Source organism: Dactylosporangium cerinum, from assembly GCF_042653625.1.
Lineage (GTDB): Bacteria > Actinomycetota > Actinomycetes > Mycobacteriales > Micromonosporaceae > Dactylosporangium > Dactylosporangium cerinum.
Window position 1 is genome coordinate 288,752 of record NZ_JBHSIU010000037.1, and the last position, 26,311, is coordinate 315,062.

Genomic DNA, 26,311 nt, shown 5'->3' on the forward strand with positions numbered 1-26,311 from the left:
CACATGATGAGCGGCCCGAGCCGCTGCGCTGGCCGCTCATTTGCGCGCCTCCGGGCAGATGGCGTCGGCGTCGGTGAACCGGTCGGTGTTCAGTGCGGTGAACGTGATCTCGGTCTTCGCCTCGGTCTGGCCGCGACCCGGGTTGCTGGCCACCACCAGGACGATCTTCAGCCGCTGGAAGCTGGTGTTCGTGCCCGGCTCCGGCTTCAGCAGGTCGAACGAGCTCTTCTCGATGTCGAGCTCGCTGGCCAGCACGACCCACTTGCCGGGCAGTTTCGTCGCCTGCGGCCAGACCTGGCGGCGCAGCACCCTGGTGGCGCGGTTCAGCTCCAGCTGCGCGCACTCCGGCTTCTCGCCGGCCGACACCTCGGTGTTGAGGTATTCCACGAACTTGTTGCCGGCCGCGTCGCTGTGTTCCTCGGCGATCCCCGCCGCGTAGCGCACGTTGCGGTCCAGCCGGACGAACGCCGTGTTGAGCTGCGACTGGGTCATCGCGACCAGCTCGTTGTTGTTGCCGGCCTGGAACAGCTGCACCACGCCGGTGGTGAAGATGGCCATCACCGCCGACATGATGCTGGTCGTCACGGCCATCTCGGCGAGGGTGACGCCGTCGTCGCGGCGCAGCCGCGTCATCATCCGCAGGTTCACGCGGTCACCGTCCAGACGAACATGTAGACCGACGTCGCGCCGACCTTGTCGGTCACAGTGAGTGTCACCGTAGAGCTGCCAACCGTCGTCGGGGAGCCCTCGAACTGGTACGTGGTGGTGTTGAACGTGACGCCGGTCGGCATGCCGGTCGCCGTCCACTTGTACGGAGCGGTTCCGCCGGCCGCGCCCAGGGCCGGCAGGCTGAACGTCTTGCCCTTGGCGCTTGACAGGTCCGGCTTCGAGTTGAACGGCGGTGAGGTCACCCGAAGCCCCGAGTCCGTGATGGTGACCGGCACCAAGGTCGAGTTGGTCACGCCCTTGCTGTCGGTCACCTTCAGGGTCACCAGGTAGCGGGTCGTGCCGGTTACCTTGCCGCTGACCGCCCCCGTGGTGGCGTTCAGCGTCAGCCCCGGCGGCATGATGTCGGCGGACCAGGTGTACGGAGGAGTGCCGCCGAACCCCAGAACCTGCCCGGGGTAGGACGAGTCCTTCGCCAAGACGATCGGCGTCGATGCATTCGGGTACTGCACCGCCACCTTCCAGTTCCACTGGAAGGTGGCGGCGGTCGTCTTCTTGTTGGCGTCGACCACCGTCACCTTCACCGACGAGTTCGCCGCCGCGGCCATCGGCGTCTTCGTGCTGGAGATGACGCCGGTGGCCGGGTCGATCACCAGCCCGGCGGGCAGGCTGGTCGCTGTCCACGTGTTCGGGCCGACCCCGCCGGTCATCGGCACCTGATAGGCCACGGCCGTGTTGGGATCCCAGGTCTGGGTCGTCGGTGCGAGCGCCGGCAGCGCGGCCACCGTCCAGGTGAACGACGCGTCGTTGGTCGACATGGCGTCCGTGGCGATGATGCGCACGATGTAGGAGCCCGCGGTCGTCGGGGTTCCGGTGATCACGCCCGCGGTCGTGTACGACAGGCCCGGCGGCAGCCCCTCCACGGTCCAGGCCAGCGGCGGGTACGCGGTCGTCGCGGCCAGCGTGAGCGGCTTCACCATCGGCACCGTCACCTCGTCCGTCTGGTTGCCGGGGTTGTCCGGCAGCGGCGGCGTGACGGTGATGCTCGGGTTGAAGACCGGGTCCGCCGTCGCCGCGCTGACCATGGTCTGCGTCACGAAGGAGCAGACCCCGCCGGTGCTCGCGCAGCCCCGGTCGTTGTCCCACGTGACGGCGACGATCACCCGGTAGAACGGCACCAGGATGCCCGGCAGTGACAGCAGGCTGCAGACACCGAGCTTGTCCGCCGACAGGAGGGTCAGATCGTTGCCCAGCGGCATGTTGCAGGAGCCGACGAACCAGTACCGCTTGAACCCCGCGTTGTTGACCGTCACCAGCTCCGGCACGATCGGCAGCGCCGGGGCCACGCCGGCGGCGAGGCTGCCCAGGTCGGCGTCGAACGCCGGCGTCATCGTGGCCAGCAGGTTCGCCAGGCCGGGCAGCTTGAGGCCGGGGATCTTGCCGTCCTTGAGCTCGTCGAGCTGCTGCGTCGCGTCCAGCTCGCCGCGGCCGGCGACGATTTTCGCGCCGGGCAGCGACTTGACCAGGTCCACGCCGTCGTGGGCGAGCCGGACCGCGGTCTGCAGGCCGCGCTGTGTGTTGAGTGTCGTGGTGGTGGACACGAAGAACGTGGTCAGCGCGGTCATCACCAGGCCGATGATCGCGATCGACGTGAGCGTCTCGACCAGGCTGAACCCGGCGTCGGAAGGGGGGATCCGTCGCATGGCGCCGCTACTTCCCGGTGGCGTAGAACGCCTGGATGGTCAGGGACAGGGAGGTCTTGCCGTCGGTCGTCGCGGCGTTCACGGAACCGACCAGCAGCGCCCGGGGCTGCACCTTCTGCAGCTGGTCGAGGAACGGGTTGATCTTCGCGGCGGGCCCGGAGGCGGTGAGGCTGATCGGCAGCGTGTGCACGGTCATCGGCCCGGCGACGGTGAGGTCGGTCGCGCCGCCGACGCTGACCCCGCTGACGGTGACCCCGGTCAGGTCACCGGCGACCTGCACCTCGCGCAGCAGCGCCGCCACCGAGTCCGTCTCCGGCAGCGCGGCGAGGTCGTCCTTCACCTGCGCGGTGTACTCGTTGAGGCGCTTGTTCTGCTTGTCCAGGTCCGCGATCTGGCTGCGCAGCTTCGCCACCTCGACGGTGGTGTCGTTGGCCAGGGTCCGCAGGTCGTCGGCCTCCTGATACCGCGGCTGGATGACGAGGTAGTAGCCGGCCACCAGCAGGATGACGGCGGTGAACGCGCCGCCGAGGATCCAGAGCCGCTCGGGTCGCATCACTTGCCTCCTGACGCGCTCGGCACCGCGCTGGGCGACGTGAACCGCCCGCCGAGCGCAGCCTTGGTGACGTCGACCCGGATGGTGAAGGTCAGGTTCTTGTCGCTCTGCGTCGTGTCCGACGGGAACGGGCTGTCGAGGCCCTTGACGGTGCCGAGGGTGTCGACGTAGGCCGCGACCTCGTCCTTCGACGGCGCCGTGCCGGCGAGGGTGATGGCGCCGATCACGTCACCGGTGGCGGTATTCGGGTCCTGCACGCTCAGCGCGCCGGTCACGCTCGTCACGACGACGCCCTTCGGCGCCGCCTTCTGCAACGAGGTGAGCAGCGCCGACCAGGACAGGTCCCACTCCATCACGATCCCCAGCTGGGTCGTGATGTCCTTGATCTGCTGGCGGGTCGCCTCCAGCTCGGTGTACGTCGCCTTCTTACGGTTCAGGTCCCGCCGGCTGTCCTGCACCGCGGTGAGCTCCGACTGCGCCTGGTCGGTGTTGCCGTCGGCGACCATGTACCAGCCGAACAGCAGCACCACGCACACCGCCACACCGGCGATCACGAGCCGCCGCACCATCCGCAGCCGCCGCAGCTCCGTGATCTCCAGCGGCAGCAGTTCGGCCGCGATCGGCAGGATGCGCATCGTGCGCGCGGTCGCCTCCGGGAACGCGGGATGCGGCGTTGCCTCCCTGGTCCGTTTCGCCGGTACGGGTGCCGCCTGCTGATCCGCTCCGGTGACCTGCGGCGGGGCGCTCGGCACACTCTGGTGCGTCGCGTGCACGACGGCGGGCACCGCGGGCTGCATCGCGGTCACCGCATCGGCGGCCCCTCCGGCGGACGGCGGCCCGGCCTGACCGTGCCCGGCCGGCCCCGTCCCGCCCGCGGGCGGCATCGCGGCGGGCGGCATGGTCGCGGGCTGCATCGTGTGCCCGGCGGGCGGGATGGACGGCGGCGCCGGTCGCGGCGGCGGCGGGACGCTGGCCTCGGGCAACCCGGGCGGCAGCGGCACCGGGTGCGGCGGCGCCGGATGCGCCCCGCCCGGATGCGGTGCGGCCGCCTGGCCCGCGGCGGCCGGCGCGGGTCCCGCCGGCATCGCGGCGGGGGGCATCGTGGCCGCCGGCATCTGGGTCGGGGGCATCGCGGCCGGGGGCATGGTCCGGGTCGCGGGTCCCGGTGGGGTGGTGGCCGGGGGCGTGGTCCGGGTCGCGGCGGGAGTGGGCTCGGCCTGCGGGGCCGGCCTGGATGGCCGGGGTGGCGCCGTGAACTGGACGCCCGGCAGCGACACGGGGGGTGCCGGCGGCTCGTCCGGCAGCGCGGTGGGCGGCTGGTCGGCGGGCAGGGGCGCGGGGTACCGGTCGGCGGCCGGCGCGGGCGCGGCCGGCTGCGGCGCCCACGTGGCGGCGGGCTGGGTCTGGGGGAGTGCCGCCTCGGGCGTCCACGTCTGCGGGGGTGCTGCCGTGTCGGGTGTCCAGGTCTGCGGCGGTGCTGCCGTGCCGGGCGTCCAGGGCTGCGGGGCCGGCGTCCTGAGCTCGGCGGTGGCGGTCTGCGGCTGGACGGCGGTGGGGTGGGGTTCGGCGCCGGGCAGGACGAGTTCGCCGGCGATGTACCGGGGGAACTCCCGCCGTGGCGCGGCCGTCTCCGCCTTCGCCGACTGCGAGACGAGGGCGTTCTCCTGACCCGGGACGGGCTCCGGGACCCCGGGCAGCGGCGGCAGGTCGACCCGGGCGTGCGGCTGGTCCACGGGGGCCAGGTCGGCGGGCGGCCACATCGGCGGCGGCCCCGACGGCACGACGGGCACGAGCCGCTGCTGCGGCTCGGCGGCGGGAGGGGTCTCCTGCCGCCAGTCACCGTCGAGTGGGCCGGTCAGCGGGTCGTTGAGCGGGTCGACGACCCGGGCGGCCCACTGCCCGTCCGCCGGCCGGTCCCAGGCCTGTTCGACCGGAGGATTCCAGGTCTGGTCGGTCGGCCGGTTCCAGGGTTCGTCCGCCGGTCGGTCCCAGGCCTGGTCCGCCGACGGGTCCGCCGGCCGGTCCGATGCCTGGTCCGCCGACGGGTCCGCCGGCCGGTTCCAGGACTGTTCGGCCGGTCGGTCCCAGGGCTGATCCCGGGGCAGGGGCGCGGCTGGTCCCGGCGTCGAGGAGGCGGGGTGGCCGGGACCGCCGCCGCCACCCCGGTCGTCGCGCCCGCCTGGCCCACCACGGCCCTGAGCCTCGTCCCGGCCGTGCAAGCCGCCACGGTCGTCAGGGTCGCCACGGTCGTCGGGGTCGTCGCCCCAGGAGGGCAGGACGATGCCGGTCAGCTTGCGTTCCGGCTCGTCCTCCCACCAGGTGCCGGGGGTCGGGCCGGTCACGACGCCGCTCCCAGGGTCAGTCCGACCGACACCGCCGCCGAGGCGCGGATCTGTTCGAGGCTGCCGTGCCGGACCCGCCGCAGCCCGCGGACCCGCATGATGGGGTCGACCGCGATCACCTCCACGTGCAGCTGGGCGTGCAACGCCTCGAGGAGGCCGGGGAGCATCGAACCGCCCCCGGACAGCGCGAGCCGGCTGACCCGGGCCTGCCGGCCGGCGGCGGTGAGGTACGCGAACGAGCTGCCGATCTCGTTGATGAGCGGCCGGACCGCGTCCTTGAGCGCCGACGCGGTCTGCCCGTCGGTGTCGGTGCGCAGGCCGATGCGGCACTTGAGCTCTTCGGCCTGCTCGACCGGCACGTCGAGCCGGTCGGCGATGGTCTTGGTGATCTCGTTGCCGCCGCGGGGGATGGTCCGCACGATGAGCGGTTCGCCGTCGTGGTGCACGATGACGCTGGTCGCGTGGGCGCCGATGTCGACCAGGGCCTCGACCTGCTCGTCGAGCCGGGACGCGGCACGCAGCAGTGCGAAGGAGGCCAGGTCCACCCGGACCACGTGCAGCTTCGCCGCCTCGATGGCCCTGATCGCGGCGAGGACCGGTTCCTTGGGCGCGGCGATGAGCAGCCCGCGCACGGTGTCGCCGCTGGGCTCCTCCAGGGGATAGAAGTCGATGAGGGACTTCTCCGGTGCCAGTGGCAGCGCGTCGCGGACCTGGAAGGGCAGCGCCTTGCGCATCTCCTTGGCCGGCAGGTTGGCCACCGTGGTCTCGCGCACGACGACCTGCTGGTGGGTGACGCCGAGCGCGACCTTGCGGCTGCGGAATTTGAACGTCGACCACAGCTGCCGCAGCGCGCCGGTGACGGCCCCCTCGTCCTGCACGGCGCCGTTGAGCACGACCCCGGGCGGCAGCAGGATGTGGCCGAAGTTGCTGATGACCGGGCCGTCCTTGCTGTTGCTGGTCTCCGCCGCGCGGATGGACACCGTGCCGATGTCCAGTCCGATCAGGTTGACGGCAGCCATCGTGCTCCTTAGATAAGACCGTCAGGCGGGCAGGAGGATGGAGGTGTACCAGTCGGTGATCGGCGCCGCCGCGAACAGCGCGATCAGCGCCCCGGCGAGCATCGACGGGCCGAACGGCAGTGCGGTCTTGCGGCCGGCCCGGCCACCGGCCATCAGCGCGACCCCGGCGATCCCGCCGAGCAGGAACGCGGCGAGGGTGCCGACGGCCAGGGGCGCCCAGCCGAGCCAGCCGAGGTAGAGGCCGAGCACGCCGGCGAGCTTGACGTCGCCGAAGCCCATGCCGCCCGGGTACACCAGGGACAGCAGCAGATAGAAGGTGAACAGGACGGCCATCCCGACCAGCCCGCGCAGCCCCGCGGACCAGTCCCGCTCCAGCACCACGGCGGGGAGGAACAGCGCCGGGACCACGAGATACGACGGCAGCACGATCGCGTTGGGCAGGCGCAGCACGTCGAGGTCGATGAGCGCGAGGGCGACCGCGATCGCCGCGAAGTACAGCCACGCGGGCAGCGAGGCCGACCAGCCGAACCGGGCGGCGACGGCGACGAACAGCGCCGCCGTGCCGAGCTCCACCAGGGGGTAGCGGACGCTGATCGGGGCGGCGCAGTCGGCGCAGCGGCCGCGCAGCAGCAGCCAGCCGGCGACGGGGACGTTGTGCCACGGCCGGATCGGCGCCGTGCACTGTGGACAGTGCGAGGCCGGCCGCAGGAGCGACTCGCCACGGGGGACACGGTGGATGACGACGTTGAGGAACGACCCGATCGCCAGGCCGAGCACGCCGACGAGCGCGAACAGCATCAGCGTGCTCCTTTCTCGAGCCGGAGTCGGATGTGGCGGCCCGCTGGACCACGGGCCGCCACAGCGTCGGACAGGACCGGTCAGGCCGGCGCGGCGGCGCCGATGCAGTCGCCGAGGTTCGCGTCGGAGGTCTTCTTGACGGAGCCACCGACGGCGCTCTCGTACTTGTAGACCACCTTGCCGTCCTCGTTCATGCCGCAGATCCGGTACGTGCCGGTGGTGAGCTGCTTGTAGACCAGGGTGTTGCCCGGCGACAGGGTCGCGACCTGCTGGCCGTCCGTCGCGGCGCCGAGCTTGAAGGTGACCTTCACGCCCACGGCGCCGGGGGTGACGACGTCGTCCGGGTACTTGTTGCCGTTCTCTGTGTAGAACTGCTCGACCGCGCTGACGGCGGCGCGCACGTCGGACTCGGCGGACTTGTTCGCCGCGCCCTTACGGTAGTTCAGGTACATGGGGACGGCGATCGCGACGAGGACGCCGATGATCACGACAACGACGAGGAGTTCGACGAGCGTGAATCCGCCCTCTCCGGCGGCACGCTTCTTCTGCATCCTGCGCAGCGTTTCCTGCATGGTTGAGCCTCCTGCTCCTGCACGGGGTGTGGTGGTTGGCGGCGAGGCTCCGCTGCCTTGCGCCGTTCATGTTCAGTTGCTCTGGATGTTCTGGTAGATCGAGAACATCGGCAGATAGAGGCAGATGATCATCCCGCCGACCACGCCGCCCATGACGAGCACCATGATCGGTTCGATGGACGCGGTGAGTGCGTCGGCCGCGCTATCAACCTCTCGGTCGTAGAAATCGGCAACCTTTTCCAGCATCTGACTGATTTGGCCGCTCTCTTCGCCGACCTCGACCATCTGCACGACCATCGACGGGAAGATCTTGTGCGAGCCGAGCTGCGAGGACATCGGCTGGCCCTCGCGGACCGCGTTCTGCAGGTCGGCCATGGCGTTGCTGATGACGGCGTTGCCCGTGGTGGCGCCGACCACGTCCAGTGCCTGCAGCACCGGCACGCCGACGCCGAGCAGGGTGCCGAGGTTGCGGGAGAAGCGGCTCAGCGCGATCTTCGTGAACAGCGGCCCGAAGACCGGCAGTCGCAGCTTCACCTTGTCCAGCGTCAGCCGCACCGCGGGGTTCGCCGCCGCGGCCCGGCGCAGCGTCACCGTGACCACCACGATCAACCCGATGACGAGGGGCCCCAGCCAGTACAGGGTGTGGCTGGCGTTGACGATGATGCGGGTGGGCAGGGGGAGCTCCCCGCCGAGTTGTTTGAACATCTTCTCGAAGATCGGCACGATGAAGATGAGCACCGCGCTGATCATCACGACGGTGAAGACGAGCACGATCACCGGGTACGTGAGCGCGCTCTTGATCTTCCCGCGCAGGTGCGTGTCCTTCTCGAAGTTCGTCGCGATGCGGTCCAGGGCGCTGTCGAGGAAGCCGCCGGTCTCGCCGGCCCGGATCATCGCCACCATCAGGGTCGGGAACACCTTCGGGTGCTTGCCGAGCGCCCCGGACAGCGACGTGCCGCCCTCGATGTCGAGCCGGACCTCGCCGACCGCCTTCTTCAGCGACGGCTTCTGTGCCTGCTCCTCCAGCACCGCCAGGGAGCGCAGCAGCGACATGCCGGACTGCGTCATCGTCGCGAACTGCCGGGAGAACACCGACAGGTCCTTGAGTGTGGTCCGGTCGCCGAATCCGGGGATGGTGATGTCGCGCTTCATCAGCGAGTCCGCGCTGGTGATCGCGAGGGGGGTCAGCCCCTGCTGGCGCAGCAGCTGCGCGGCGGCCAGCTCGTTGGAGGCCTCGATCTTGCCCTTGCCGCGCTTCCCGGCCTGGTCGATCGACTGGTAGTCGTAGGTCTTTGTCGCACTCATGTCGTCAGCTCGCTTCGCTCGCCGACGCCACGAGGCACATCCGCGACTGCAACATGGTTCGTTCGCTTCGCTCTCTCACGTGTGCTCACATCCGGCCGGCGAGACGGCGGAACTCCTCCGCCGAGTGACACAGCTCCAGCGCCGTCTCGTACGTGACGAGCTGCTGGCGGACCCGTTCGGCCAGGTGCTGGTCGAACGAGAGCATCCCGTCGTTGCCGCTGGACTGCATGAACGACGGGATCTGGTGGTTCTTGCCCTCACGGATCAGGTTCCGGATGGCCGGGGTGGCGAACATGATCTCCGTGACGATCGTGCGGCCCTGACCGTCGGCGCGCGGCGCGAGGGCCTGCGTGACGACGCCCTGCAGCGCGTTGGACATCTGCGCGCGGACCTGCTGCTGCTGGTGCGGCGGGAAGATGTCGATGACCCGGTCGACGGTCTGCGCCGCGCTCTGCGTGTGCAGGGTCGCGAGGACCAGGTGGCCGGTCTCCGCCGCGGTCAGCGCCGTCGACGTGGTCTCCAGGTCGCGCAGCTCGCCGACGAGGATGATGTCGGGGTCCTGGCGCAGCGCGTGCTTCAACGCCATCGAGAACGACGTGGTGTCCGCGCCCACCTCGCGCTGGTTCACCAGGCACCGCTTGTGCTCGTGCAGGAACTCGATCGGGTCCTCGATCGTCACGATGTGCGAGGAGCGGGTGCGGTTGGCCAGGTCGAGGATCGCCGCGAGGGTGGTCGTCTTGCCCGAGCCGGTCGGCCCGGTGACGAGGACCAGGCCGCGGTGCAGGTGCGCGAAGCGGGCCACCTGCTCCGGCACCCCGAGCTGGTCGAGGGGTTTGATGTTGTGCGGGATCGCCCGGAACGCCGCGCCGAACGAGCCGCGCTGGGCGTAGAGGTTGACCCGGAAGCGCGACACGCCCTCGATGGCGTAGGCGAAGTCGAGCTCCTGGACCTGCTCGAAGTGCTTCCACTGGCCCTCGTTGAGCACGGCGGCGCGGACCAGCATCTCCGTGTCGTCGGGGGTGAGGTCGTCGTAGCCGGGCAGGTACCGCAGGCCGCCGTTGATCCGCACCGTCGGCGGCGCCCCGACGGTGAGGTGCAGGTCGGAGCCGCCGACGCGGACGAGCGACACCAGCATCGCATCGAGCGAGGCGCGCTCGTCGCTGGTCACCATGGTCTCCACACGCGGCCCATCGGCAGCCCGCTTCGTGTGTTGAGGGTTACACCGCCACGCGCACCACTTCGGGGATCGAGGTCTGCCCCTCGGCGGCCTTCGCCAGGCCGTCCAGGCGCAGGTCGACGAGGCCCTCGGTGCGGGCGACGGCCTGGATCTCGTGCGCGGAGGCCCGGTCGATCGCCAGCTTCTCGATCTCGGCGGAGACCGGCATGACCTCGTGCAGCGCGATGCGGCCCCGGTAGCCGGTGTTGGCGCAGGACCGGCAGCCGACCGGGCGCCACAGTTTCTCGGGCGGGCCGAGCAGGTCGAACGGCCAGCGCGCCCCGACCAGTTCGGCCTCGCTCGGTGCGTACTCGGTGCGGCACCAGTCGCACAGCCGGCGGGCGAGCCGCTGGGCGAGGACGCAGTCGACCGACGAGCCGACCAGGAACGGCTCGATGCCCATCTCGACGAGCCGGGTGACGGCGCTCGGTGCGTCGTTCGTGTGCAGGGTCGACAGCACCAGGTGGCCGGTGAGCGCCGCCTCGACGGCCAGCTGCGCGGTCGTGCGGTCCCGGACCTCACCGATGAGCACCACGTCCGGGTCGGAGCGCAGGATCGCCGGCAGCACTGCGGCGAACGTCAGGCCCGCCTTGTGGTCCACCTGCACCTGGTTGACGCCGGGCAGCCGGTACTCCACCGGGTCCTCGACGGTGATGATGTTGACCGTGGGCTTGCTGATCTCGGCGAGCGTCGCGTACAGCGTCGTCGACTTGCCCGAGCCGGTCGGGCCGGTCACCAGCAGCATGCCGTGCGGCTTGCTGTAGGAGTTGGCGAACCGCTCCGCGTTGGCCTTGCTGAAGCCGAGCTTGGCCAGCTTCAGGTCCATCCCGCTGGTGTCCAGGACCCGCAGCACGATCTTCTCGCCCCACACCGTCGGCAGGGTCGCCGTGCGCAGGTCCACCGCCCGCTGGTTGATCTCGACGGTGATCCGGCCGTTCTGCGGGACGCGCCGCTCGGTGATGTCGACGTTCGACATGATCTTCAACCGGGAGATGAGCGCCGACTGCACGTGCTTGGGCACCGTGTCCACCTCGTGCAGGACGCCGTCGATGCGGTACCGCACCCGCATGTTGTGCTCGCCCGGCTCCAGGTGCAGGTCGGACGCGCGGTTCACGATCGCCTGTTCGATGAGCGAGTTGACGTAGCGGACGATCGGCGCGTCCTCGTTGAGCGTCGTCAGGGCCGAGGTGGTCGGCGCCGCCTCCGCCCGCAGGCTCTCCGCGACCTCGCCGAGGTCGTTCTCCTCCCGCTTCAACCGGTCGATGATCTTGCGCAGCTCGGAGCGGGCCACCACGACCGGCCGGACCGTGAGACCGGTCGCGGCCCGGACGTCATCCAGCGCCAGGACGTCACCCGGGTCGGTGATGCCGACGGTGATCTCGCTCTCGTTGAGGGCGATACCGAGCACCCGGTGCTTCAGGACGAGCGCCATCGGGATCTTCGTGACCGCGGCCGGGTCGATCGGGTAGCCGACCAGGTCCAGCGTCTGGATCCCGTACGCGTCCGCCGACGCCTCGGTCAGCTGGTCCTCGGTGACGATGTGGTCGTTGATGAGCACGGCCCGGATCGACCTGCCGGTGGCGGCCGCCTCCGCGGCCGCCCGGTCGACCGCTTCCGGATCCGCCCCACGTTCCTTCAGCGCGTCCAGCAACGGACTGAACGTCTGGTACATCTCACCCCCGAGTCCTCAACCGCATCATCGGCACCGATCCGGGTGACTTTCGGGATTCACCCCGGCCGGATGGACGGTGCTCGTTGACGTGCCCCGCCGCAGTCATGAGGATCGTTCGCTGTGTCGGTTGCCGTCGTCGAAGATCCGTTGCCCGGCAAGATCAGTGTGTGGCGCGCCAGATGGGTCCTGATGCGCTACGGACGTCCCCCAGAACCCCCACCGGAGGGAGTCGTCGTCACCGGACAGCTGCTCGCCCTGGTCACCGAGGTCGCCGCGAGGGTCGGCGTGGCCGCCCCGGACGCGGTCGTGCTGACCGGCCACGGGGTCATCCGCTCCTGGGCCAGCCGGCGCCGGCGGCTGCTGATCGTCGGGCTGCCGCTGCTGTACTGCCTGACCATCGACGAGATCCGGGCCCTGGTCGCGCACGAGCTCGCCGTCGTGGACCACCGCCGGGCGCACCTCGTGGCGCGGCTGCGTGACCTCTACGAGGAGGCCGCCGACCCGTCCCGGGTCGAACTGCCGCCACGGGTGGCGGCGGTGCTGCGCGCCACCCGCGAGTTCGCCACCGCCCTGGAACGCAAGGCCGACCAGGCCGCCAGCAGCGCGTCCGGGCTGCACACCGCCGCCCGCGCGGTGGTCAAGGCGGATCTGGCCGAGTTCGAGTTCGCCGACCTCGCCTTCGACCTGGAGGAGCAGGTCTGGCAGCACGCCTCCGCCGCCATCCAGGACGTCCACGACGGCTGGCGGGCCGCGATCCGGGCCGGCGCCGTCATGGCATCCCTGGACGAGGACACCCGGACCGCGCTGATGAGCCGGCACCCCAACCTGGCCGGCGCCATCGCCCCTCTCGCGGCTGCGCATCTCGCGCTGCGGGCCGTGGACCTGGTGCCCGTCGATCCGCTCACGGCCGCCGACGAGCGGACCCTGGCCCGGCACGTCCTGCGCCGCTCACCGGCGGAGTGGACCACGTTCGCCGCGGTGCCGGCCACCGCCTGGCCCGGCTGGGTCGTCCGGCAGGCCCGCGCCGTGCACGACCAGGTCGCCACCCTCCTGGGCCGCCAGCCGACCGGCCCGGTCGAGGTCGTCGAGGTCCTGCTGACCCGGCTGGACGAGCTGGTCGCGGCGAACTGGCCGGCCCAGCCCGAGCCGCCGACCGAACCCGAGGACCTCGACGCGACCCCGTCCGTGGTCGTGGTGATGGAGGCGGCGCTGACCTCGCGCGGCTGGCGCCGGGTCCACCCGGCCACCCCCGGCGTCCTGGTCTCGGAGTCCGGCGCCGAGTGCAACCTGCACGACGTCGCGGCGTCCCCGAGCGCCCTCACCGACCTCCGGGCCCTCCTGTTGGGCTCGGTGTGACCCTAGGGTCTGTATCGAAGTGGATGGCCGGGCTGCGGCGGACTCAGAGCCTCGCCCAGGCTGGCCCGGCGCGCTGCGCCGGACCGGCCCAGCCCAGGCGCTGAGCCTCGCCTCGCTCCGACCCCCACTTCGATACAGACCCTAGTGCCGCAGTTCGGTGCGCCACGAGTGCTGCGGGGCGTACCCGAGGACCTCGCGGGCCCGGTCGATGCCGAGCAACGTCTCGAACTCGCCGAGCTCGCGGGTCAGCGGCACGTCCGGGAAGACCTCCCGCATCAGCTCCGCCGACGGCCGGTCCATGATCGTGTCCGCCGCGGCGATCACGTACGAACCCGCCCCGCTCACCGGGGCGTCGAGGGCCAGGCGGCACGCGGCGGCCACGTCCCGCACGTCGACGTAGCCCCACAGGTTCCACTTGCGCAGGTGCGGGTCGCCCCAGTACCCGGGGACCGCGGCGTACTCCTCGGGCGTGTGCACGTTGGACAGCCGCAGGCCGACGAACGGGATCCCGCTCCACGCGGAGATCTCCCGGGCGAGGGTCTCCCCGACGACCTTGGACAGCGCGTAGGTCGTCGTCGGGAACGGGTAGTGCTCCTCGTCCACCGGCGCGTACCGCGGGGGAGTGTCGAACGGCAGGCCGAGGGTCGTCTCGCTGGAGGACCACACGACCCGCCCGACCCCGGCCTGCTGCGCGGCGTGGAACACGTTGAAGTTCATCGTCGAGTTGCGGTTGAACGTGACCGCCGGCGGATACATGCCGGGCGCCGGGATGTTGGCCAGGTGCACCACGGCGTCGGCGTCCTGCAGGACCTCGACCGCCTGCCCGTAGTCGGTCAGGTCGGCCACCAGCATGGGCGTGCCGAGCTCGCTGAGGTGCCCGGCCCGGCCCACGGCGTCGGTCGCGACGACGTGGTGGCCGTGGGCGAGCAGGTCGGTGACGACCGCCCGCCCGGTCTTGCCGTGCGCTCCGGTGACGACGATGCGGGCCATGCGGGTCCTAACTCGAGATCAGGCTGGTGTGCTGAGCCATGAAGTCTTCCACGGAGTTCGCCTTGATCGACGCCAGAAGCTCCAGGGTCGTCGGGTCGAGCGCCTCCGCGCCCGGGTTCTCCGAGGATGAGTAGAAGGTCCCGTTGTTGGTCTTGACGGTGAGCAGGTTGTCGCCGCTGATGCCCTTCATCGCGAAGATCCAGTCGTCGAGGCCGATGCCGCCGGAGTCGATCGTCATGGACTGGCCGATGACGTCGAGGACCTTCTTGAGCTTGCCGGGGTCGGTGAGGACGTCCTTGCTCAGGATCTGCTTGAACAGGGCCTTGATGAACTGCTGCTGGTGCCGCTGCCGGTCGTAGTCGCTGTTGGGCAGGGTCTCGCGCTGGCGGACGTAGTCCAGGGCCTGCCACGGCTCGAGGTGCTGGAAGCCGACGTGGTACATCTGCGGGGTGACCCCGGAGATCGGGATGAGATCGGTGCCGCCGCGGCCGTTGTCGCGCTGGATGTACGGGACCTTGGTCTCGCCCTTGGCGTTGTGACCGATGTGGACCGACTTGACCTCCTGGTCGACGTACATGTCCACGCCGCCGAGCACGTTGACCACGTTCTGGAAGCCGGTGAAGTCGATGATCGCCGCGGCGTCGAACGTGATGCCCCAGTTCTCCTCGATGGTGTCGGCGAGCAGCGTGACGCCGAACTTGCGCTGCTCCTTGCCCGTGGTGCCGAGGCCGCCGATCGCGAACGCGCCGTTGATCTTGTCGTGGCCGCCCGGGTAACGGTTCTTGCCGTTGTCGAACCTGGGGATCTTCACCCAGGTGTCGCGGGGGATCGAGACCAGGTATCCCGAGTCGTGGCCCGCCGGGATGTGCAGGATGATGATCGAGTCGGAGCGGATCGCCTCGGACGGGTCCTGGCCCGGGCGCGGGTCGATGCCCATGAGCAGGATGTTCTTCGCGCCGCTGATCGTGACGTGCCTGCCCTGCTGCTCGGCGGCCGGGACGATCAGGTCCTCCTGCTTGACGTTGCGCGTCGCGTAGCCCATGACCGCGTCCTTCACCACGAACACGCTGCCCGCCGCCACCATCATGAGCGCGCCCACCACCACCAGTGCGCGCGCCCATCGCGGGTCCTTGCGGCTGCGCCGCAGTGTCTTGGCCTGCTTGGGAGTCGTGGACCCGGCGCCCCGCGGGGACGATTGCGGCCGGCGCGACGATGGGTCGTCGGCCGGCCGGTCGTCGAGGCTCAGGTCCTCGGCGAGATGCTCGTGGCGTTGGAACACGTCCCGCAGCTCCTGTTCGAGCGAGGCGTCGGAGGTCATACCCCTATGACGGTATGAGGGGTGCCCGTGATTGCACTTGCAAGTTACCTTGCAGTCACCTGGGAGTTCCGCCCGCCGGGCTCAGCCGCCGACCAGGATCACGCCGATGATGCTGACCAGCACGATCACGGCGAGGAGCACGAGCATGCCCTGCTCGCTGTCGAGGTTGGTGAGCTTGCGGGTCGTGGTCTGCGTCTGCGTGGTCATCGGGGCCTCCTGGTGCGGTGGTGGTAAGAACAACGGTAGGTTCACCGCCCGCGGGTTTGCTCCCGTCATCGTGCCAGCACCCTGACCTGGGTCTAACCGATGTCCGGCACTTCCTGGTGACGGGTTTCGGCGATGAGCTCCGGGAACACCTTGCCCACCTTTCCGACCAGATATGCGCCGTACGTGCCGGTGAACGCCCGGAGGTCCTGTCCGTCCCAGCGCTGCCCGCCGGCGTGGCCGGTCGCCGGCAGCGGCGGCACCTCCTGGTTGAAGTCGGGGTCGAAGAAGAACGGGAACGACAGCCGCTCGTTGCCGCTGAGGTTGCGGACCCGGTGCGGGGTCGAGCGGTACCATCCGCCGGTCATCCGGTCGAGCATGTCGCCGATGTTGCACACGAAGGTGCCGGGGATCGGCGGCGCGTCGAGCCAGCCGTCCGGGGTGCGCACCTGGAGCCCGCCGTTGCCGTCCTGCAGCAGCAGCGTCAGCAGGCCGTAGTCGGTGTGCTCGCCGACGCCCCACCCACCGCCCCCGGCCTGATCGTCCGGCGGATAGTGGAAGATCCGGAACAGGATCGTCGGGTCGGCGGTGTACGAGGTCGCGAAGTAGTCCCCGGGCAGCCCCAGGCTCAGCGCGACGCCGCGCAGCACGGTCTGCGCGACGCCGGTGAGCCGGTCCAGGTATTCCAGGACCGCGGGCCGCAGGTCGGGCACCTGCCGGGGGAAGAGGTTGGCGCCGTGCAGCGGCAGCCCGGCGCGCACCTGCGGGGCGTCGGGCCCCAGCTCGGTGCCGAAGTAGACGCCCTCCTTGCGGTCCGGGACGCCGGAGGTCAGTTCGGCGCCGACCGGGAAGAACCCGCGCCAGGCCCGCCCGCCGCGGGCCATCGCGATCTCCAGCTTGTCCGGCTCGGGCAGCGCGAAGAAGGCGCGGGCGGCGGCGTCGAGCCGGTCGATCAGCTCGGCCGGCACGCCGTGGCCGGTCACGTAGAAGAAGCCGCTGCGGCGGCAGGCCGCCTCGATCTGGGGTGCGGCAACGGCGGGGTCGGAGATGTCGATGACCGGCAGCGCGTCCATGCGACGGAGACTAACTGTCAACCAACGTTGACACCCGATTGGCTGTCAACTACGGTTGACACATGACGGAAGCAGGCGATCTCGCGGACGCCGCGGCCAGCCCCGATCCCCGGATCGGCCTGCGGGCGGCGGTCGCGCTGCGCCGCCTCGCCGACGCACTCGAGAACCTCCAGGTCGACAACGCGCGCCGGCAGGGCTGGTCGTGGCAGGAGATCGCCGACGCCCTCGACGTGTCGCGCCAGGCGGTGCACAAGAAGCACGCCGACCGGACCCCAGTGATTGGAGAGCAGTGATGTTCGAGCGGTTCACCACCCGGGCCCGCACCGTGGTCCACACCGCAAACGAGGAGGCCGACGCCCTCGGCCACCGCACGGTCGGCACCGAGCACCTGGTGCTGGCGATGTTCAGTGCCGGCGGGATCGCCGCCGACGTGCTGCGCGCCTGCGGCATCGAGGCCGGGGAACTCCGCGCGACGCTCGCCGCCGGCGACGACGCGGCCGCGCTGCGCTCCATCGGCATCGACCTGGACGCGGTGCGCGAGAGCGTCGAGCAGACGTTCGGGCCGGGCGCCCTGGAGCGGGCCGAGCCACCCCGCCGCGGCGGGTTCCTGTTCCGCCGCACCAAGCTGTCCAACCGGTTCGGCAACGACGCGAAGAAGGCCCTGGAGCTGTCGCTGCGGGTGGCGCTGTCGATGAAGCACAACTACATCGGCACCGAGCACCTCCTGCTGGGCGTCCTGCGCGACGAGCGCGGCACCGGCGGGCGGCTGCTGCGCGAGCAGGGCATGACCTACGACCGCACCATGGAGCTGGTCAAGGCCGCGCTGCGCAACGTCGCCTGATTCCTGTCGCACCCCTGTGCTTGAGTGTCGGCATGGAGCGGACACTGACCTGGCGGGACCTCAATCGCGCGCTGCTGGCCCGGCAGTCCCTCATCGCCCGGGTGCCGGATGATCCCGCCACGGTCCTGGAGCGGATGGCCGGGCTGCAGGCGCAGTACGCGCCCTCCATGTACATCGGGCTGTGGACCCGGATCGAGGGCTTCGAGCGGGAGTCGCTGACCCGGCTCCTGGAGGCCCGCGAGGTCGTCCAGGCCACCATCCTGCGGGCCACCATCCATCTCGTGTCCCGGGCGGACTTCTGGCCGTTCCTGATCGCGATCCGGGACGCCCGGCGCGACTGGTATCACCGCGTCGACCGCAACGACATCAGCCCCGCCGAGCTGAGCGAGGCCGCCGCCGGCCTGCGCGCGCTCCTGCTGCAACGGCCGGTCCGGCGGGCCGAGATCGACCAGGTCTTCGGCGCGGCCGTCCGCGGCGGCATCGGCATGTATCTCGACATGGTCCGCGTGCCGCCGTCCGGCACGTGGGCCCGCCGCCGCGCCGACCTCTTCGGCCTGGCGGAGGACTGGGTCGGCGCGCCGGACGTCACCGTCGAGGCCGCCCGCGAGCTGCTCGTGCGCCGCTACCTCGGCGGGTTCGGGCCGGCCCACCGCTCCGAGATCGCCGACTGGGCCGGCCTGAGCGTCACCGACATCGCCAAGGTGCTGTCCACGATGGAGCTGCGCCGCTTCCGCGACGAACGCGGGCGGGAGCTCGTCGACCTGCCGGACCAGCCGCTGCCCGACCCGCAGACCCCGGCGCCGGTGCGGTTCCTGCCGACCTACGACGCGACCCTCCTGGTGCACGCCCGGCGGACCCTGATCCTGCCCGAGGAGCACCGCACGAAGGTGTTCCACATGCGGATGCCGCAGTCGATCGGCACGTTCCTCGTCGACGGCCAGGTCGCCGGCACCTGGACGGTGAGCAAGGCCGGCGTCGTGTCCTGGGAGCCGTTCGCGGCACTGCCGGCGTCGGTGCGCCGTCAGGTCGACGCGGAGGCCGGCGCGCTGACCGAGTTCCATTCGACGTCGTAGTCGTGCATCCAGGCACCGCCCTTCTCGGCGAACCGCTTGAAGAAGAACGGCATCATGACGTCGCGCACCCGGGCCGCGACGGGCCCGGCGACCTTCGCGTCCCGGTTCGCACCGGCGACCTTCAGCATCTGGTCGGTGCGGGGGCGGCGCAGCTCCTCGTAGCGCTGCAGCGCGCCCGCGGGGTCGTCCCGCAGACACCTGGCGAGGACCACGGCGTCCTCGACGGCGAGGTTGGCGCCCTGGCCGGCGCCCATCGGGTGGGCGGCGTCGCCGAGCAGGACCAGGCCGTCGCGGTGCCAGCGCGGCACGCCACCCGGCATCGCCTGCATCACGGTGCGCGGATGCCACTGCCCGGTCCGCCGGATCAGCTCGACCGCCGGCCCGCGGTCCCCGGCGAACAGCGCGGCGAGCTCGTCCGGCCCGGGCGTCTGCGCGGGCGGCCGCTCCGCGGGCACCTGGGCGGCCCAGAGGGTGCCCTCGGCCGTCGGGGCGCACACCATCGTGGCCTTCGCGCCGAACATGAGGTGGAACGCGCCGGGCGCCACCTCATGTGCCGAGCGCCCGCCGACGGTCCACAGCCCCGCGTACCTTGCGACCGGCGCCGCCGGGTCGATGACGCCGCGCAACCGTGAGTGGATGCCGTCGGCGCCGACGATCAGGTCGGCGGTCGCGCTGCCCCCGTCGGCGAACGTGGCCGTGCGGCCGGCACCCACGTCGGCGAGGCGGCGCCCGGTGACGACGGTCGCGCCCGCCTCCTGCGCCAGGTCGCGCAGCGTCTCGACCAGGTGCCCGCGCATGAGGGTGACCCGCCCCCGGCGCGCCTCGCCGAGCTGCTTGCCCCGGCCGCTCCAGAGCCGCAGCAGCGGCAGCTCGGTGCCGCGGGCGGCGACGGCGTCCCGGCACCCGATCGCGTCGAGGGCCCGCAGCCCGTTCTCGCCGAGGCTCACGAACGACCCGACGTCCCCGGCCGGGTCCGGATACGCCTCGTACACCGTCACGTCCCAGCCGATCCGCCGCAGCGCAATCGCCGCGACCGGCCCCGCGACCCCACCACCGATGACCATGGCTTCCATGCCCGTACCCCCTCGCTTTTACTGAATCACAATTCGGTGAATTGCGATTCAGTTTTACGGGCTGCTACCGTCGGGCGTCAAGAGCTGGGGCGGGACAAGGTTGTGATGGCGATGGCGACGCGCAAGGAGAAGGCGGCCCAGACCTCCGCCGCCCTCAAGGACGCGGCCCGCCACCTGTTCGCCACCCGCGGCTACCTCAACACCAAGATCAGTGACATCACGGCGGAGGCCGGTCGCGCGGTCGGCTCGTTCTACGACCACTTCGCGAGCAAGGAGGAGCTGCTGCAGGCCCTCTTCGCGGACATGCAGGACACCGCCGACGAGGCGCTGCCCGATCACGACCCGGACCACGACCTGTCCGACGAGGCGCAGCTGCGCTTCCACGTCGCCGCCGCCTGGCACACGTTCCGGACCCACCTGCCGGTGATGGTCGCGCTCTTCCAGTCCTCGATGCTGGAGGCGCCGTTCAGCGGCCAGGCCCGCGCGCGGCTCGCCGAGGACACCGACATGCTCCGGCAGCACCTGGAGTTCCTGGAGGCCCGCGGGCACCGGCTGCCGGGCCGGCCGGCCGTCGTCGCCGACGCGATGGGGGCGATGCTGGCGATGTTCGCCTATGCGCACCTGACCGCGCCGGAGCCGCGCCTGCCCGACGACGAGGCCATCGACACCCTGACCGCCCTGCTCCTGCGCGGCCTGCAGGGCTGACGGTCGTTGCGCTGTGATCCGGAAGACCTTGGGTGCCCTGGGGTGCACAAGGTCTTCCGGATCATGAGAAGGGGCTACTCAGCGCGGTCCTGCATCTCCCACAGGTGGTCCAGGACGTGCCAGGCATACCGGCGCGCCGCATACCGGGACGTCCAGCCGTTGTCGACCAGCGGCCCGCCGTCGTGCGGCCGGCCGAGGACGGCGAGGACCTCGTCGTGCACGGCGGTGATCGCCGCGGTGTCGTCGATCGCCGGGGCGGGCAGCTTGAACCCGATCTTGCGGCCGTAGCCGGCCTCGGCGCCGTAGACGTGGTCGATCATCTTGTCGCGGTCCCGGCCGCCGCCGCGCGGACCCTTGCGCAGCGCCGCGGGCGCGGTCGCGGCGAACCCGGCGAACGCCTCCCACGCGGCGGTGAGCAGCTTCCTCTGCCGGTCGGCGACGGCCTTCGTCACGGCGCGGTTGTCGGCGTCCGGGTGGGCGTCGGGGACGCCGAACTGGGTGGAGGCGGTCCCCGGGACGCGTTCGACGACCTTGAACGTGGGCGCGGCGGGGAAGCTGTATCCGGCGGCGGCCGCGATCGGCGCGAACCGCGCTCCGTAGTCGGCGAGGGCGGCGAGCGCGTCGTCCTCGGACTTCGCGAAGCGGCCCCAGCCCGGCCAGTCCAGGCTGGCCGCGAACACCTTCTTGTCCGTCACCTCGAGATACACGTCGGCCATGACTGTGACCTTAGGCCGCTTTCCTCGGCGTCGCAGAGGTGCTTGCATACCATGGGTCACATGCCTGAGCTTGTGAGTTATCTTCGTGAAGCACTCCTCGCCGGCGATGTCGAGACCACCCGGGACTCCAACCATGGCAACGCCGCGGCGTTCGCCGAGGGCGACGAGGGTTACCTGTTCGGCCTGGCACCGCTGAAGACGTGGACACTGGCGCAGGTGCTGGGTGTGATGGCGGAGCGGGTCGGCATCGACCCGGATCCGGAGCGGTCGACGGGCACCGACGTGATCGACCCGTACAAGACCGTGGCGGCCCTCGATCGGATGCGGGACCGGCTGCGGGTCGCGGCGCGGCGACGGGAGCGGGTCCTGGTGGCCTCCGGTCACCCGGCCGGGATCGTCGAGGTGCACCTCGCGGTCGTCGCGGCGTTGCGGGCGGCCGGGTGCGAGATCCTGACGCCGGCGGCCGGGGTGCCGTTCGCGCGTCCGGGCCGCTACGACGGCCGGGAGTTCCCCCTCGCGCTGCGCTACGTCGGCGGTGTCGCCATGGCCGCCGAGCGGGGCATCGCGCTGTGGCACACGCACTCGCCGGACGGGACGCGGGCGATCCTCGACGAGCTCGAGGCGCAGGGCGCGGCCATGCCGGATCTGGTCTTCGCCGATCACGGGTTCGCGGGTGCGGCGGCTGCCGCGGGTCTGGACGTGGTGTCGTTCGCGGACAGCAACGACCCGGCGCTGTTCGTCGGCGAGGCCGAGGGCCGGGTCGCGGTCACGGTGCCGATCGACGACAACGTCCAGCCGCACCTGTACCAGCCGATCAGCGCATACCTCCTAGAAGGGATAGTCGCTTAGTGATATGACACGGGTGCTATGGGGCAATTTGGACCTGGCGCCTTGTGAGCCTCCCCGTCCGATGAAAGCATCGGTCGCGGCCGATATTTATCGGCTCCGATATAGGGGAGGCTCACGTGAGACTCACAAGGTCCATACTCCGTCGTGCCGTGGTCATCGCCGCCGGCACCGCGCTCGTCGCCGGCTCGGTCCTCACGCCGTCGCCGGCCCAGGCCGCGCCGATCGGCAGCACCGACGCACTCGTCGAGCAGCTCGGGCTCGCCACCGCCGGCTCCTACTGGGACGCCCAGCTCGGCCGGATGGTCGTCACCGTCACCGACGCGAACACCGCCAAGAGCGTCGAGTCGACCGGTGCCGTCGCCCGCAAGGTCAAGCACAGCGGCGCCGAACTGGCCCGCATCACCTCGACGCTGGACGCGAAGGTCTCCGTCCCGGGCACCGCCTGGGCCGTCGACCCGGTGCTCAACCAGGTGGTCGTCTCCATCGACCCGACGGTCGCGCCCGAGCACGTCAAGACCATCGAGGCGACCGTCGCGGCGCTCGGCAGCGGCGCCCGGATCGAGCGGCTCGCCGGTGCGCTGCAGCCGACCATCTCCGGCGGCCAGGCGATCTACGCCGGCGGCTCCCGCTGCTCGCTCGGCTTCAACGTGGTCAGCGGCAGCACGTACTACTTCCTGACCGCCGGGCACTGCACCAACATCGGCGCGACGTGGACGACCAGCAGCGGCTCGGTCCTCGGCACCCGGACCGGCACGAGCTTCCCCGGCAACGACTACGGCATCGTGCGCTACGCCGCCGGCGTCGCGCACCCCGGCAACGTGTCGCTGTACAACGGCTCGTTCCAGGACATCACCGGCGCGGCCAACGCGACCGTCGGGCAGTCGGTGCGCCGCAGCGGCTCCACCACCGGCGTGCACAGCGGCTCGGTCACGCAGACCGGCGCGACCGTCACCTACTCGCAGGGCCGGGTCACCGGCCTGATCCGCACCACCGTCTGCGCCGAGCCCGGTGACAGCGGCGGCTCGCTCTTCGCCGGCTCCACGGCGCTGGGCCTGACCTCCGGCGGCAGCGGCAACTGCAGCAGCGGCGGCGTCACGTACTTCCAGCCGGTCACCGAGGCGCTCAGCGTCTACGGCGTCAGCGTGTACTGACCCCCAGCACCCCCGAACGCCACTGTGCCACCCTTCGATCGAGGGTGGCACAGTGGTGCGCATGCGGGTGGGGATCCTGGGGCCGTTGACGGTCGCCGTCGACGGGCGGCCCGTCGAGGTCACCGGCGCCCGGCTGCGCACCCTGCTGATCCGGCTCGCCTGCGAACCCGGCCGGCTGGTCCCCGTGGAGCGGCTCGCCGAGGCCCTGTGGCCGGACGCCACCCCCACCGACCCGGCGAACGCCGTGCAGTCCCTCGTCTCGCGGCTGCGCAAGACCCTCGACGGGCACCCGGCACTGGAGTCCGGCGCCGGCGGGTACCGCCTCGGCGTCGCCCCCGACGACGTCGACGCGCACCGCTTCGAGCGGCTCGCCGGCGAGGGCCGGCGGGCGCTGCGCGACGGCGACCCGGCCCGCGCCGCGGCCCTGCTGACCGAGGCCCTGGACCTGTGGCGCGGCACCCCGGACGTCGACGACGCCCTGGCGGCCCGCTGGGAGGAGCTGCGGCTCGGCGCCGTCGAGGACCACGTCGAGGCCGTCGGCCCGCGCGCTCCCGGCCTGGTGGCCCGGCTGCGGGAGCTCACCGCCGCGCACCCGCTGCGCGAGCGGCTCGCCGCGCATCTGGTCATGGCGCTGCACGCCGAGGGCCGGCGGGCCGAGGCCCTCGCCGCGTTCGAGGAGTGCCGGCACCGGCTCGCCGAGGAGCTCGGCGTCGACCCGTCGCCGCAGCTGCGCCAAGCGCACCTGCTGGCACTCACCGACCTGGCAACCACCGGCCGGCCCTGGGGGAACCTGCGCATCCCGCTGACGAGTTTCGTCGGCCGCGACGACGACGTCGACCGCCTCGCCACGCAGGTCCTGGACGGCCGCCTGGTCACCCTCGTCGGGCCGGGCGGCGCCGGCAAGACCCGGCTCGCCACGACCGTCGCCGCCCGTGACCCGCACGCGGCCTGGCTGGTCGAGCTCGCCCCGGTCATCGAGGCCGCCGACGTGCCCGCCGCCGTCCTGCGCGCACTGGACGCCGGCGGTCAGCTCGAGACGCCGCCCGGGATCCGCCGCCTCGACGTCACCGGCCGCCTCGCCGAGATCCTCGCCCCCGCCGACGCGCTGCTCGTCCTCGACAACTGCGAGCACGTCGTCGAGGCCGCCGCGAAACTCAGCGAGGACCTGCTGGGCCGCTGCCCGAAGCTGCGCATCCTGGCCACCAGCCGCGAGCCGCTCGGCATCCTCGGCGAGCGCCTGTTCCCGGTCGGGCCCCTGGCGCCGGAGCCGGCGGTCCAGCTGCTGCGGGACCGGGCCGAGGCGGTGCGACCCGGGTTCCAGGTCACCCCGGCCACCGCGGCGGAGATCTGCCGCCGCCTCGACGGGCTGCCCCTGGCCATCGAACTGGCCGCGGCCAGGCTGCGCTCGTTCACCGCCGAGCAGCTCGTGGACCGCCTCGACGACCGGTTCCGCCTGCTCACCGGTGGCAGCCGCACCGCCCTGCCCCGGCACCGGACCCTGCACGCGGTCGTCGCCTGGAGCTGGGACCTGCTCGAGCCGCCGGAGCGTGACTTCGGCGCGGCGATCGCGGTGTTCCCGGGCACCTTCGACGCCGACGCGGCAGCGGCGGTGGCCGGTGTGCGGGACGTCGAACCGCTCCTCGACCTGCTGGTCGACCGTTCGCTGCTGCAGGTGGTCGCCGGGGACACCGTCCGGTACCGGATGCTGGAGACGATCCGCGAGTTCGCGCTGGAGGAACTCGTCCGCGCCGGCCGGGTCGAGCGGGTCAGGTCCGGGCACGCGGCGCACTTCCTGGCCCTCGTCGAGCGGGCCGAGCCGCACCTGCGCACCGGCGCGCAGGTCGAATGGCTGGCCCGCCTGCGCCCCGAGCGGGCGAACCTGCACGCCGCGGTCGCGCACGCCTGCGACACCGGCGACACCGTGACCGCGTTCCGGCTCGGGGCCGCGTCCGCGTGGTTCTGGACGTTCGAGGACAACCACGCGGAGGCCGCCGGCCTGCTCGGGCGGATCCTGGCGGTCCCCGGTGACGTGCCGCTGGACGTGCGCACGGTCGTCATGGCCGTCTACGTGATCAACAGCGGCTTCGCCGGCGACTTCCAGTTCGCCGAGGGGATGCTCGAGGACGTCCTCGCCCTCGCCGCCCGGGTGCCGCCGGGCACCGGCCACCCGTTCGTCGCGCTGGTCGAACCGGTCGTGATGATGTTCCGCGACGACAGCGCCAACGGCGCCACCGCGATCGAGCGCCGCCTTGCCGAGCCGCTCGAGCCGTGGTCGCGGGGGATGCTGCTGGCGATCCTCGGCTACCTGCGGGAGAACGACGGCGACCTGGCGGGCATGCTGCAGGCCCAGGAGGCGGCCGCGGCCGCGTTCCGGGAGGTCGGCGAGCGGTGGGGGCTGTCGATGACGCTCGCCTCGATCGCCGACGCGCGGGCCCGCCGCGGTGACTTCACCGCTGCCACCGCGCTGTTCGCCGAGTCGATCGACCTGTACCACCAGCTGGGGGTCCGCACCAACGACGCGTACCAGCGGATCCGCCTGGCGGCCCTGCGCCGCCACACCGACGGCCCCGAGGCCGCCCGCGCCGAGCTGCGCCGCTTCGCCGAGGACCCGGCCTCGCTGCCGCGGGACGTGTCTCACGCGATGCTGGAGCTCGGCCAGCTGGCCCGGCACGCCGGCGACCTCGACGAGGCGGAGCGCTGCTACCTGGAGGCGTGGCGGCGGCAGGCCGAGACGCCGCTCGTCGCGCCGCAGTACCGGGCGATCGTGCAGGTCGGCATGGCGCAGCTGGACCTGCGGCGGGGCGACGCCGAGGCGGCCCGGGGGCGGCTGATCCAGGCGCTGGAGCTGGCCCTGCCGGTGCGGGACATGCCGGTCGTGGCGCAGGTCGCGATCGGCTCGGCGGCGCTCGCGGCGGCCGCCGGTGCGCCGGTGACCGCCGCGGAGATCCTCGGCGTGGCCCGGCAGCTCGCCGGGGGAGACGACCGGTCCAACTCGGACCTGCTCGCGCAGTCCGCGGCGCTGCGTGACACCCTCGGCGCCGCCGCCTTCGACGACGCCGTGCGCCGCGGCGCGGCCCTGGACCGCGCCGCGGCGATGTCGCTCATCCAGCCGTAGC

General features: G+C 71.8%; 24 protein-coding genes. 8 read left to right on the forward strand and 16 right to left on the reverse strand.

The window, feature by feature from the left end; genetic code table 11:
- Positions 1 to 36: 36 nt before the first annotated feature.
- From ACFPIJ_RS27960 to ACFPIJ_RS28005, 10 genes are all read right to left on the reverse strand, one after another.
- Positions 37 to 648 carry a hypothetical protein gene (locus ACFPIJ_RS27960; RefSeq protein WP_380118951.1) on the reverse strand — a complete coding sequence of 204 codons (612 nt, stop codon included), beginning with the start codon at positions 646 to 648 and terminating at the stop codon, positions 37 to 39.
- Entirely contained in the window at positions 645 to 2,369 is a 1,725-nt protein-coding gene (locus ACFPIJ_RS27965) for a putative Ig domain-containing protein (RefSeq protein ID WP_380118953.1), read from the reverse strand. Before ACFPIJ_RS27965 ends, ACFPIJ_RS27960 begins: the two co-directional genes overlap by 4 nt.
- A 7-nt stretch (positions 2,370 to 2,376) precedes the next feature.
- Entirely contained in the window at positions 2,377 to 2,922 is a 546-nt protein-coding gene (pilO, locus tag ACFPIJ_RS27970) for a type 4a pilus biogenesis protein PilO (RefSeq protein WP_380118955.1), read from the reverse strand.
- Complete coding sequence (locus ACFPIJ_RS27975) at positions 2,922 to 5,264, reverse strand: PilN domain-containing protein (protein WP_380118957.1); 2,343 nt, start codon at positions 5,262 to 5,264, stop codon at positions 2,922 to 2,924. Before ACFPIJ_RS27975 ends, pilO begins: the two co-directional genes overlap by 1 nt.
- The gene (gene pilM, locus ACFPIJ_RS27980; RefSeq protein ID WP_380118960.1) at positions 5,261 to 6,283 is read right to left on the reverse strand and encodes a type IV pilus assembly protein PilM; all 1,023 of its coding nucleotides are present in this window, start codon (positions 6,281 to 6,283) and stop codon (positions 5,261 to 5,263) included. The genes ACFPIJ_RS27975 and pilM overlap by 4 nt, the downstream gene beginning before the upstream one ends.
- A gap of 21 nt (positions 6,284 to 6,304) precedes the next feature.
- A complete protein-coding gene (locus ACFPIJ_RS27985; protein ID WP_380118962.1) occupies positions 6,305 to 7,081 on the reverse strand; it encodes a prepilin peptidase in 777 nt (258 codons plus the stop codon).
- 80 nt (positions 7,082 to 7,161) lie between these two features.
- Positions 7,162 to 7,632: a prepilin-type N-terminal cleavage/methylation domain-containing protein gene (locus ACFPIJ_RS27990; RefSeq protein ID WP_380118964.1), complete on the reverse strand. Its 471-nt coding sequence runs from the start codon at positions 7,630 to 7,632 to the stop codon at positions 7,162 to 7,164.
- A 93-nt stretch (positions 7,633 to 7,725) separates the two neighbouring features.
- Positions 7,726 to 8,958 carry a type II secretion system F family protein gene (locus ACFPIJ_RS27995; protein WP_380118966.1) on the reverse strand — a complete coding sequence of 411 codons (1,233 nt, stop codon included), beginning with the start codon at positions 8,956 to 8,958 and terminating at the stop codon, positions 7,726 to 7,728.
- Positions 8,959 to 9,043: 85 nt separating this feature from the next.
- Positions 9,044 to 10,129 (reverse strand): type IV pilus twitching motility protein PilT, encoded by a 1,086-nt coding sequence (locus tag ACFPIJ_RS28000; protein ID WP_380119171.1) that lies wholly within the window; start codon positions 10,127 to 10,129, stop codon positions 9,044 to 9,046.
- A 46-nt stretch (positions 10,130 to 10,175) separates the two neighbouring features.
- On the reverse strand, positions 10,176 to 11,846 hold the full coding sequence (locus ACFPIJ_RS28005) for a GspE/PulE family protein (protein ID WP_380118968.1): 1,671 nt from the start codon (positions 11,844 to 11,846) through the stop codon (positions 10,176 to 10,178).
- A 189-nt stretch (positions 11,847 to 12,035) separates the two neighbouring features.
- Here ACFPIJ_RS28005 and ACFPIJ_RS28010 point away from each other — a divergent pair, with 189 nt between their 5' ends.
- Positions 12,036 to 13,202: a M48 family metalloprotease gene (locus ACFPIJ_RS28010; RefSeq protein ID WP_380118970.1), complete on the forward strand. Its 1,167-nt coding sequence runs from the start codon at positions 12,036 to 12,038 to the stop codon at positions 13,200 to 13,202.
- A gap of 141 nt (positions 13,203 to 13,343) precedes the next feature.
- On the opposite strand, the gene ACFPIJ_RS28015 is transcribed toward ACFPIJ_RS28010, so the two are convergent.
- The 4 genes from ACFPIJ_RS28015 to ACFPIJ_RS28030 form a co-directional block, all read right to left on the reverse strand.
- Complete coding sequence (locus tag ACFPIJ_RS28015; protein ID WP_380118972.1) at positions 13,344 to 14,192, reverse strand: NAD-dependent epimerase/dehydratase family protein; 849 nt, start codon at positions 14,190 to 14,192, stop codon at positions 13,344 to 13,346.
- Positions 14,193 to 14,199: 7 nt separating this feature from the next.
- Positions 14,200 to 15,510 (reverse strand): LCP family glycopolymer transferase, encoded by a 1,311-nt coding sequence (locus ACFPIJ_RS28020; protein ID WP_380118974.1) that lies wholly within the window; start codon positions 15,508 to 15,510, stop codon positions 14,200 to 14,202.
- Positions 15,511 to 15,591: 81 nt separating this feature from the next.
- A complete protein-coding gene (locus ACFPIJ_RS28025; RefSeq protein ID WP_380118976.1) occupies positions 15,592 to 15,717 on the reverse strand; it encodes a hypothetical protein in 126 nt (41 codons plus the stop codon).
- A 92-nt stretch (positions 15,718 to 15,809) separates the two neighbouring features.
- Positions 15,810 to 16,787 carry an isopenicillin N synthase family dioxygenase gene (locus tag ACFPIJ_RS28030; protein WP_380118979.1) on the reverse strand — a complete coding sequence of 326 codons (978 nt, stop codon included), beginning with the start codon at positions 16,785 to 16,787 and terminating at the stop codon, positions 15,810 to 15,812.
- Positions 16,788 to 16,849: 62 nt separating this feature from the next.
- On the opposite strand from ACFPIJ_RS28030, the gene ACFPIJ_RS28035 reads away from it, so the two are divergent.
- Genes ACFPIJ_RS28035 through ACFPIJ_RS28045 form a run of 3 tightly spaced genes read left to right on the forward strand, consistent with a single transcriptional unit; the run spans position 16,850 to position 18,701 of the window.
- Positions 16,850 to 17,080 (forward strand): helix-turn-helix domain-containing protein, encoded by a 231-nt coding sequence (locus tag ACFPIJ_RS28035; protein WP_380118981.1) that lies wholly within the window; start codon positions 16,850 to 16,852, stop codon positions 17,078 to 17,080.
- A complete protein-coding gene (locus tag ACFPIJ_RS28040; RefSeq protein ID WP_380118984.1) occupies positions 17,080 to 17,628 on the forward strand; it encodes a Clp protease N-terminal domain-containing protein in 549 nt (182 codons plus the stop codon). The genes ACFPIJ_RS28035 and ACFPIJ_RS28040 overlap by 1 nt, the downstream gene beginning before the upstream one ends.
- Before the next feature lie 32 nt (positions 17,629 to 17,660).
- Positions 17,661 to 18,701, forward strand: coding sequence for a winged helix DNA-binding domain-containing protein (locus ACFPIJ_RS28045; protein WP_380118986.1), 1,041 nt, complete (start codon positions 17,661 to 17,663; stop codon positions 18,699 to 18,701).
- On the opposite strand, the gene ACFPIJ_RS28050 is transcribed toward ACFPIJ_RS28045, so the two are convergent.
- Complete coding sequence (locus tag ACFPIJ_RS28050) at positions 18,650 to 19,774, reverse strand: FAD-dependent oxidoreductase (protein WP_380118988.1); 1,125 nt, start codon at positions 19,772 to 19,774, stop codon at positions 18,650 to 18,652. The genes ACFPIJ_RS28045 and ACFPIJ_RS28050 overlap by 52 nt on opposite strands.
- Positions 19,775 to 19,885: 111 nt before the next feature.
- Here ACFPIJ_RS28050 and ACFPIJ_RS28055 point away from each other — a divergent pair, with 111 nt between their 5' ends.
- Positions 19,886 to 20,479 (forward strand): TetR/AcrR family transcriptional regulator, encoded by a 594-nt coding sequence (locus ACFPIJ_RS28055; RefSeq protein ID WP_380118990.1) that lies wholly within the window; start codon positions 19,886 to 19,888, stop codon positions 20,477 to 20,479.
- A gap of 74 nt (positions 20,480 to 20,553) precedes the next feature.
- On the opposite strand, the gene ACFPIJ_RS28060 is transcribed toward ACFPIJ_RS28055, so the two are convergent.
- Positions 20,554 to 21,195: a hypothetical protein gene (locus ACFPIJ_RS28060; RefSeq protein WP_380118992.1), complete on the reverse strand. Its 642-nt coding sequence runs from the start codon at positions 21,193 to 21,195 to the stop codon at positions 20,554 to 20,556.
- 60 nt (positions 21,196 to 21,255) lie between these two features.
- On the opposite strand from ACFPIJ_RS28060, the gene ACFPIJ_RS28065 reads away from it, so the two are divergent.
- The 3 genes from ACFPIJ_RS28065 to ACFPIJ_RS28075 all read left to right on the forward strand — a co-directional run bounded on the left by ACFPIJ_RS28065 (position 21,256) and on the right by ACFPIJ_RS28075 (position 26,310).
- Positions 21,256 to 22,044: a phosphatase gene (locus ACFPIJ_RS28065; RefSeq protein ID WP_380118995.1), complete on the forward strand. Its 789-nt coding sequence runs from the start codon at positions 21,256 to 21,258 to the stop codon at positions 22,042 to 22,044.
- Positions 22,045 to 22,160: 116 nt separating this feature from the next.
- Complete coding sequence (locus ACFPIJ_RS28070; RefSeq protein WP_380118997.1) at positions 22,161 to 23,195, forward strand: S1 family peptidase; 1,035 nt, start codon at positions 22,161 to 22,163, stop codon at positions 23,193 to 23,195.
- Positions 23,196 to 23,256: 61 nt separating this feature from the next.
- Positions 23,257 to 26,310, forward strand: coding sequence for an AfsR/SARP family transcriptional regulator (locus tag ACFPIJ_RS28075; protein WP_380118999.1), 3,054 nt, complete (start codon positions 23,257 to 23,259; stop codon positions 26,308 to 26,310).
- Position 26,311: the final 1 nt, after the last annotated feature.